Raw genomic sequence first — 7,554 nt, forward strand, 5'->3', positions numbered from 1 at the left:
GCATCTGGTCGGTGAGGAAGGTGAGGGATGTGGGGGTGACGGTGGCGATGGCGGTTTCGCACAGGGTGGTCAGGTGGCGGGCGGCGGCCTGCTGGTGGGGGCTCGGGCTGGGGGACGGTTGGGGGGTGGGGAGGTCGGCGGGGTAGGGGGTGTCTTCGTAGCCGACGGTGTCGTCGGGGACGTCGGGCTGGGGGTGGAGGCGGGCGCGGGCGAGGAGCTGGTCGATGGCAGTCATGGCGGGCGGGGTCACTCCGGGGTCGGGGTGGTGAGGAGGGCTTCGACGGTGGCGCGGGCGTGGTGGTCGACGGCGTGGGTGAGGGCGGGGGCGATGCCGAGGATGTGGGCGATGGTGTGGTGGGGGGTGCCGCACAGGTAGTGCAGGACGGCGACGTCCATCTGGTCTTCGGGCAGGTGGGTGATGGCGTCGAAGAGGTCGATGAGTTCGGTGAGGACGACGAGGTGGCCGGGGACCGCGGGATGGTTGTGGACCTCGCGGGTGGAGAAGACGGTGGCGCGCAGGTCGGGGCGGCCGTCGCGGTGGCGGGGTGCGCGGAGCGTGACGCGGGTGCGCAGGAGGCGCCAGGCGTAGCGGTGGAGGTTGTCGCTGGTGGTGGCGTGTTCCCAGCAGATCCAGAGGATGTCGAAGGTCTCGGAGACGACCCATCGGGCTCGTTGGTCGGTGAGGAGGAAAGCGCGGGCGTAGTCGGTGTAGACGCCCCGCATGTTGTCGGTGAACGCCTGGTAGGGCAGGGGCGGCTCCTCTGCGTCGTGGGCGACCTGCTCTATGCAGCGCCTGTCGGCGTACACGTGAACGTGCATGGCCGCGTACGGATGAACGTGCAGAGTTCCTGATGTGCTGAAGTTCAGGGTTCGGCACTCTGCTGCCTGTTGGTCGAGGTCGCAGAGATGGGGTGGCCGTGGTCCTGGATCCGCAGCGCTGGCTGGAACTACGGCGCTTTCGTGGCCTGGTGGAGTCCGGAGCGATGAGTCTGACCGAGGTCGCGAAGGAGACGGGCCTGAACTGGCGGACGGTCAGCAAGTACCTGGCAGCCGACGGACCCGCCGCACCTCCGCGCCGGTCGCCGAACGGCAGGTCACGGGTCAGGGTGATCGACGAGTTCGCGCCGCTGGTCGACTCGATGCTGCGGGCGGAGATCTTGATGAAGGCCGCCGTGATCCACGAGCGGCTTGTGGCGGAGTACGGGTTCACCGGCAACTACCAGCGGACCAAGCTCTACGTCCAGGAAGCCCGGCCTCGGATTGCCGAGGAACTCGGCATCACGCCGAATGAGCTGGCGGGCATGCACCGCCGTTTCGAGGTGATCCCGGGCGCCCAGGCCCAGGTGGACTGGGGCGACGAGGGCAAGATCCTCGCCCATATGGGTATCCCGAAGGTCTACTCCTTCCACATGACGCTGTCGTACTCGCGCGACCCGTTCTGCTGCTTCACCACCAGCCAGGATCTGCAGACGTTCTTCGACTGCCATCGCCGTGCGTTCGCGCACTTCGGCGGGGTGCCGATGACGATCGTCTACGACCGGACCAAGACCGTCGTGCGACGCCACGTTGCTCCAGGTGACGCGGTTCCGCTGCACCCGGAAGCGGTCGGGTTCGCCGGCCACTACGACTTCGATATCGACGTTCTGGCCGCCTACCGGCCCACGGGCAAGGGACGTGTCGAGCGGCAGGTCCTGATCGTCCGAGACCACGTCCTGTCCGGCCGGTCGTTCTCCTCCGTCGAGGAGATGGACGCCGCCTTCATCACCTGGGTCCCGCAGCGGCGGGCTCAGGCCCACAGGACTCACCAGCAGATCATCGGCGAGCGTGCGGCCCGTGATCACGTGGCTCTCAGGCCTCTTCCGCCGACCCCTTATCTGGTGGCCGAGCGGTACCTGCGGCCGGTCGGCAAGGACTGTCTGGTCGCCTTCGGCGGCAACCTCTACTCGGTGCCCGCCCGCAGGGTCCGCCCCCGGCAGCTGGTGGAGATCCGGGCCACGAAGTCGCAGATCATGCTGCATTCCACCATGGCCGACTCCAGCGGCGAGACGTTGCTGGCGACCCACCCGCGGGCTATCGGCCGCGGGGTCCGGGTCGTCGAAGAGGCCCACTGGGACGGCCTGCCCACGGGCAAGGGACGCCGGACCACCACCGGCGATGCCCTGCCGCAGCCCCGTCGTGAGCGTCCTCGGGGCGAGGAATCAGGGCCTTTGCGGGCTCTGCTGAACCGGGCCGCGGCCACCCATATCGAAGTCGGACGCCGTCCGCTGTCGGTCTATGACGAGCTGACCGGCACCCGCCCCTTCACCACCCACCCGAGCACGAGGGAAACGTCTTGAGCGAGCTGGTCTCCACCCGCATCCGCAACACGGCCGGCAAGCTCGGCCTGCCCCACCTCGCCGAAACCATCAGGGAGTACACCCGTCGGGCCGACGAGGGGAAGATGGGATACCTCGACTTCCTCGACCTGGTGCTGTCCGAGGAACTTGCCGTCCGTGACGACCGCCGCTTCCGCCAGGGCCTGCGGCTCTCGAAGCTGCCGCACCACAAGACGCTCGACGAGTACGACTTCGCCTTCCAGCCCGAGCTCGACCCGCGGAAGGTCAAGGACCTCGCCACCCTCTCGTTCATCGAGGGCAAGGCGAACGCCGCTCTGCTCGGGCCGCCGGGGGTCGGCAAGACGCACATCGCCGTCGCCCTGGCGGTCGCGGCCTGCCGGGCCGGCTACTCGATCTACTTCACCAGCCTCGACGACATGGTCCGCAATCTCAAAGCCGCCGAGACCGCCGGCCGTCTGACGAACAAGCTCGGCACCTACCTGCGGCCCGGCGTCCTCGTGGTCGACGAAGTCGGCTACCAGCCCCTCGAACGCGCGGAAGCGAACCTGGTCTTCCAGGTCATCTCCAAGCGCTACGAGAAGGGCTCGATCATCCTGACCTCGAACAAGACCTTCAGTGAATGGGGCCAGGTCTTCGGCGACGAGGTCCTCGCCACCGCGATCCTCGACCGACTCCTCCACCACTGCGAAGTGATCTCCATCAACGGCCCCAGCTACCGGCTCAAGAACCGCCTCCAGGCCATCGAGCGAGAGAACGACGTGGCCTGACCAGCTGCGATCAGGACACCGGATCCTCGCCTGGCGGGATGAAGGCGTCGGCGCCATCGGCATCCTCGACATGCCCCTGAGCATCGACCGTGATGGCCGTCGCCCGCCCCTGCGACGTGATGAGCCAGGCCAGCACCTGTTCCGTCAGCGGCGTTCCCCCTGGTCCCTCGTCCTTCCAGTGCACCCGCCACCCTCCGCCAGGCACCGCGGCCACGACCTGGTCGGCTCGCTCCAGGTGGGAGAAGTCCTCGTAGTCCGTCACCGGACACAGGGCACCACGCTTGGGATCGACAACCAGGGCCGTTCCGGTCGCCTGGTCCCAGCCCTCCACACGCACCATGCGGCCGATCTCGGTATCGGTGCCGTTGAAGATCGCGGTCCAGCCGGTCTGATTGAAATAGCGAAGAGACACCGCTCAATCATCTCGAACCACGACGCCCGCGCTTCACAGGCCCCTGTGCTCTGCACGTTCATCCGTACGCGGCTCTGCACATAGGCGAGTACGCCGACACAAGGCACGCGAAGAGCAGAGGACAGACGAATGGCGCCGGCGCTACCAACGCCGCGCGGGCATCGAGAGCACGATCTCGCAGGGCGTCCGGCAGATGGGACTGCGACGTTCCCGCTATCACGGCGCAGCCAAGACGCACCTTCAGCATCAGTTCACAGCGGCAGCCCTCAATCTTCGGCGCCTCGACGCCTGGATCACCGAGACACCGCGAGGCAGCAGTCGCATCTCCCACTTCCGCCGACTGCAACCGGCCCCGGCCCCCTTGACCGCGGACCACTAGGCGGACATTTCGAACTGCATCTCTCCTTTACACGCCACGTTTCCCCTAATCCGGGGTGTAGGCGGCTCGGTCCGGTCTTCTCAAGGGCTGGGTGAGCGGTCGACGACGGGCAGCGGAACGCCTGTCAGCGCCTGCATGATCCGCGAATCCGCCCCTGGGCAACGAGAACAACGGCGTTGTGACCACCCTGTCGAAGCGCGAACTCAACTGGAGGGCGTGACCGGGGCCCGCAAGCCGAGCCACTGATCGGCGTCCCAGGCCCGGAATCGCTGTACTTCAGTGAACCCCAGCCTTGCCGCGAGGCGCATCGAGCGTGCGTTGGCGGTCTGAGTGGCGAGCACTACCGGCTCCCCCGGAAGAACGTCTTCGAGCCAGTCCAGTGCCGCCGCGCACGCTTCGGCGGCATACCCGAATCCCCACGCCTGAGGCAGGAACAGGTAGCCGAGATCGACCTTGTCCACGGCAGAGGGGCAAACGTGCTCCGTTACTCTCCTGAGCAGGATCTGGCCGATCATCACCCCATCGAGATCGACGACGAAACTCCCGGACCGCCGCCCGGCAACCTCGGGCATCTCGCCCTCAAGCTCGTTACGCGGCCGGGGGCCGCCGAGGTAGGTGTGCACCTCCGGCGAGGCGTGTAGCTCGATGAACGCTGCACGGTCCCTGGCCTCGGGCTCACGCAGCACGAGCCTCTCGGTCTTGATCGGTGCAGGCGGCCACGCAACGGGTCCAAGATCTTTCATGTCGGCCAGCCAATCAGCGGCCTCGGTAACGATCAAGACTCGCGGTCCCTTTTGACTTCTTATCCCCCGGAGATGTCTTGACTGCAGGCCCTTCGAAGAGCCACCCAGTGGAATTGGCCAACAGGGTCCTGAGCCGAGGTCAAGGAGGAACGCGGGGGCACGCACCGGGTGGATGCGCGGCATCGTGCCCGACGATGTCGTCCACTCCGGCCGGTGGACTCCACTCGGTGGAGTGGTTGCCGAGCACGGTGTCGTCCACTCCCAGGCGGTGGACTCCACTCGGTTGAGTGGAGCCCGCCGCATAGTCGGTGCGCACCACCGCACCGGGCGTGCACCATCGGGCCCACTCAGTGACCGGCATCCCGGCCGCGGTGCGGTCCGGGCTCCTGCGGGTGGTGCGCCTGCTGGTCGTCTGGGCGCACCGGGCGCACCGCGCCGACATCGTCCTGGCCCGCGCGGACCCCGTCCGTGCGGACGCGGTCCGCGCGAAGGCGGGAATCGTCGCCCACCTTGGCGAATGCGTCCTGTAGACGGCGCAGCCGGTCGGCGGTGAGATCGAGGGCTTCCACGTCCGTGCGGGATTCCCGCAGGGCCCGCAGCGCCTTCAGGTCCTTCGCCTCGCGGCGGCCGGGCTCCTGCTCCTGGTCGTCGTGCTCGGGGTCGGCCGGCTCGGGTACGAGCAGGTGCTCGGGCATCGCTGTGTGCTGGTGGGTAACGACGTCGTACGCCCGGCCCCGCACGGCGGTGGTGGTGCGCAGCTTCTCGCGCACCACCGCGCCGGCGAGGACGGCCCGCTCGTACTGGAGCGGGATGCGGGGTATCTCCCACTCCCCCGCATCCTGGCCCGAAGGCCGCGGCGCAGCCGGCTCGCCCTGGTCGGCCGGGGGTTGCCGGTCCGGGTCGGGCGCGGGAGTGGGTGGGCGGGCCGGGCGGGGAGGTCGGACAGGTCCCACCGGGCGGTGTAGAGGCGGTAGTCCGACAGCAGGCCGATCGTGGTCTTCGGCCGTAGACATGAGCCGAAGCTCAGGAGTTGTCACCAGCGGGACCGGCTGAGCTGGTGAATGGGGACGGCCGAAGCAGCCTGGTTGTCACCAACGAGGCATCCGACTTGTCACCAGGCGCTCATTCAGCAGTCTTTCTGTCACCAGAAACGAAGATCGGGAGAGCCTGAGGTTTTCCGCGGTGCTTCGATGAACGCATGGCCGCTACGGTGACGGCAAGTCTGCGGCTCCTCACACACCCGTGATCTTGCTCCGGGAAGAGGGCGTTTCCGGAAGGGCCGTCAAGCGTGCGCAGCGGCCGACCCGATGTCGCGGCCGGCGTTGCGGGTTTGCCTGCGGCGGCGGACCTTGGCCGAGGTCAGGATTGTGGCGGCAATCAGGCCGGCGGTGATGGCGAGTGCGGGGCCGCCGAGGGCGATGGTGTGCTGGACGGATGTGGCCGCGGCGTATCCGGTGCCGGCTTCCGCGCCGGCCCACAAGGGTGCGGCGAGCGAAGCGAGAGCAGTGGAGGTCACCGGCGCCGTCCGGCCCCGCATCGTGATCGACATGCGCCACGTCACCTTCATGGACTCCACCGGCATCAACATCCTCATCACCGCCCACCGGGCCGTGACCGAAACCGGCGGCTGGCTCCGCCTGGCCGCACCCACCGACCCCGTCCTGCGCGTCCTGCAACTCGTCGGCGTCCACGACATCCTCCAATGCCACCCCACCCTCCACGAAGCCCTGACTCCCTGAGCCGCACACACATTTGCTGGCGCCACGGAACGCGTTCAGGGCATCCCGGCATGCCCTGAACGCTGCCCAAGCCACTGCTCACCGCGGTCGCGAACAGCCCCGCCCTGACGCCGGGCTGGGCGGCCGAGCCGAAGTGGGACGGCTACCGTCCCCAGCTCGCCGCTCGCAGGCGGTTCTCGTGACCGTGACTGCGGAGCAGAACGCTTCCTGCCGCACGCTGAACCCGCGTCAGCCCGCGAAGTCAGGCAGCGCCACCGGCGATGCGCCGACGCAGCAGGTACGCTCCTGCCCCCAGTCCGGCCAGGAGCGCGAGTCCGCCGGCGGCCGCCGGGGAGCCGGAGGGCGCAAGGCCGCCGCCACCGGTGTGCACGCCGCCCTTCGGCTTGTCGTGCTCACCACCCGCGTCCTTGTACTCGCCCTTCCTGTACTCGTCGTCCTCCTTGTACACGTCCTTCTTGTACTCGTCCTTGTACTCGTCGTCCTTGTTGTACTCGTCCTTCTCCTCCCAGTCGTCACCACCGACCGTGGCGAACAGGCCCCCACCGGTGTGCACGCCGCCCTTCGGCTTGTCGTGCTCACCATGCGCGTCCTTGTACTCGTCCTTCTTGTACTCGTCCTTGTACTCGTCCTTCTTGTCCTCGTCCTTCTTGTACTCATGGTCGCTGCTGTAGGAGTGGTCGCTGCTGTAGGAGTGGTCGTCCTTGCCCGAGTCGCCGGCACTGGAGGCGTAGGCGACCGGGGCTGCGACGGCGAGGGCCGCCGTGACCGTGGCCGCGGCGAGGACAGTGCGGGCAGAGCGCATGGGTGATTCCTTCCGTCGCAGCCTGCGTCAGCTGACGCCCTGCCAGCTGGAGAGAACCGCAGCGGCGACATGGCCAACGACAGCCCAGATGTGCGCGCGCCACCACCCTGGCGGGTATCCGGGTGAAGGCATGTCAGGTGAATGGATGAGGCACTCGACTGTCCGTGTCACGCGGGCAGCCAACGGCGCTCATCCGGACCCTTCTATCATTCGGCCGTGTCCCGCTGGCGCATGCCTGCACCGCGAATCAGGCTGGATGCCGGGCTCCCCGACCCCTCCGCCGCCTTCGGGGGTAAGCCCTGGTGCCGCCGCTGTTAGCAGCGCGGCGGCGGCACCGAAAGTCACGCCGGCCGCACCGGCACTCTCGCCCAGACAG

10 protein-coding genes and 1 pseudogene are annotated in these 7,554 nt (G+C 68.1%); 4 read left to right on the plus strand and 7 right to left on the minus strand.

Annotated elements, in window-relative coordinates:
• Both ACZ5Y0_RS36600 and ACZ5Y0_RS36605 read right to left on the minus strand, forming a co-directional pair.
• A pseudogene (locus tag ACZ5Y0_RS36600) lies at positions 1–235 on the minus strand (DUF6207 family protein); the annotation flags it as partial.
• An 11-nt stretch (positions 236–246) separates the two neighbouring features.
• Positions 247–807, minus strand: coding sequence for a sigma-70 family RNA polymerase sigma factor (locus tag ACZ5Y0_RS36605; RefSeq protein WP_469132952.1), 561 nt, complete (start codon positions 805–807; stop codon positions 247–249).
• 176 nt (positions 808–983) lie between these two features.
• Here ACZ5Y0_RS36605 and istA point away from each other — a divergent pair, with 176 nt between their 5' ends.
• Positions 984–2,336 carry an IS21 family transposase gene (istA, locus tag ACZ5Y0_RS36610; protein ID WP_469132953.1) on the plus strand — a complete coding sequence of 451 codons (1,353 nt, stop codon included), beginning with the start codon at positions 984–986 and terminating at the stop codon, positions 2,334–2,336.
• Positions 2,333–3,103, plus strand: a complete 771-nt coding sequence (gene istB, locus ACZ5Y0_RS36615; RefSeq protein ID WP_469132954.1) for an IS21-like element helper ATPase IstB — start codon at positions 2,333–2,335, stop codon at positions 3,101–3,103. The genes istA and istB overlap by 4 nt, the downstream gene beginning before the upstream one ends.
• A 10-nt stretch (positions 3,104–3,113) precedes the next feature.
• Here istB and ACZ5Y0_RS36620 read toward each other — a convergent pair whose 3' ends face one another.
• Positions 3,114–3,515 carry a hypothetical protein gene (locus ACZ5Y0_RS36620; protein WP_469132955.1) on the minus strand — a complete coding sequence of 134 codons (402 nt, stop codon included), beginning with the start codon at positions 3,513–3,515 and terminating at the stop codon, positions 3,114–3,116.
• A 43-nt stretch (positions 3,516–3,558) separates the two neighbouring features.
• Between ACZ5Y0_RS36620 and ACZ5Y0_RS36625 the strand changes: the two genes are divergently transcribed.
• Positions 3,559–3,894 carry a transposase gene (locus tag ACZ5Y0_RS36625; RefSeq protein ID WP_469132960.1) on the plus strand — a complete coding sequence of 112 codons (336 nt, stop codon included), beginning with the start codon at positions 3,559–3,561 and terminating at the stop codon, positions 3,892–3,894.
• Positions 3,895–4,097: 203 nt separating this feature from the next.
• Here ACZ5Y0_RS36625 and ACZ5Y0_RS36630 read toward each other — a convergent pair whose 3' ends face one another.
• From ACZ5Y0_RS36630 to ACZ5Y0_RS36640, 3 genes are all read right to left on the minus strand, one after another.
• The gene (locus ACZ5Y0_RS36630) at positions 4,098–4,637 is read right to left on the minus strand and encodes a GNAT family N-acetyltransferase (RefSeq protein ID WP_469132961.1); all 540 of its coding nucleotides are present in this window, start codon (positions 4,635–4,637) and stop codon (positions 4,098–4,100) included.
• Positions 4,638–4,984: 347 nt separating this feature from the next.
• Entirely contained in the window at positions 4,985–5,590 is a 606-nt protein-coding gene (locus tag ACZ5Y0_RS36635; RefSeq protein ID WP_469132956.1) for a hypothetical protein, read from the minus strand.
• 329 nt (positions 5,591–5,919) lie between these two features.
• Positions 5,920–6,186 carry a hypothetical protein gene (locus tag ACZ5Y0_RS36640; RefSeq protein ID WP_469132957.1) on the minus strand — a complete coding sequence of 89 codons (267 nt, stop codon included), beginning with the start codon at positions 6,184–6,186 and terminating at the stop codon, positions 5,920–5,922.
• Between ACZ5Y0_RS36640 and ACZ5Y0_RS36645 the strand changes: the two genes are divergently transcribed.
• The gene (locus ACZ5Y0_RS36645) at positions 6,185–6,376 is read left to right on the plus strand and encodes an STAS domain-containing protein (protein ID WP_469132958.1); all 192 of its coding nucleotides are present in this window, start codon (positions 6,185–6,187) and stop codon (positions 6,374–6,376) included. The genes ACZ5Y0_RS36640 and ACZ5Y0_RS36645 overlap by 2 nt on opposite strands.
• A gap of 241 nt (positions 6,377–6,617) precedes the next feature.
• Here the strand turns inward: ACZ5Y0_RS36645 and ACZ5Y0_RS36650 are convergent, their stop codons facing one another.
• The gene (locus ACZ5Y0_RS36650; protein ID WP_469132959.1) at positions 6,618–7,178 is read right to left on the minus strand and encodes a hypothetical protein; all 561 of its coding nucleotides are present in this window, start codon (positions 7,176–7,178) and stop codon (positions 6,618–6,620) included.
• Between the last annotated feature and the right edge of the window lie 376 nt (positions 7,179–7,554).

This window comes from Streptomyces sp. NPDC033216 (assembly GCF_055577115.1).

Excerpts from the sequence above, each read along its gene's own strand:
- istA (WP_469132953.1), top strand. The coding sequence starts at position 984 with ATGAGTCTGACCGAGGTCGCGAAGGAGACGGGCCTGAACTGGCGGACG.
- ACZ5Y0_RS36630 (WP_469132961.1), bottom strand. The coding sequence starts at position 4,637 with ATGAAAGATCTTGGACCCGTTGCGTGGCCGCCTGCACCGATCAAGACC.
- ACZ5Y0_RS36645 (WP_469132958.1), top strand. The coding sequence starts at position 6,185 with ATGCGCCACGTCACCTTCATGGACTCCACCGGCATCAACATCCTCATC.
- ACZ5Y0_RS36640 (WP_469132957.1), bottom strand. The coding sequence starts at position 6,186 with ATGTCGATCACGATGCGGGGCCGGACGGCGCCGGTGACCTCCACTGCT.
- ACZ5Y0_RS36650 (WP_469132959.1), bottom strand. The coding sequence starts at position 7,178 with ATGCGCTCTGCCCGCACTGTCCTCGCCGCGGCCACGGTCACGGCGGCC.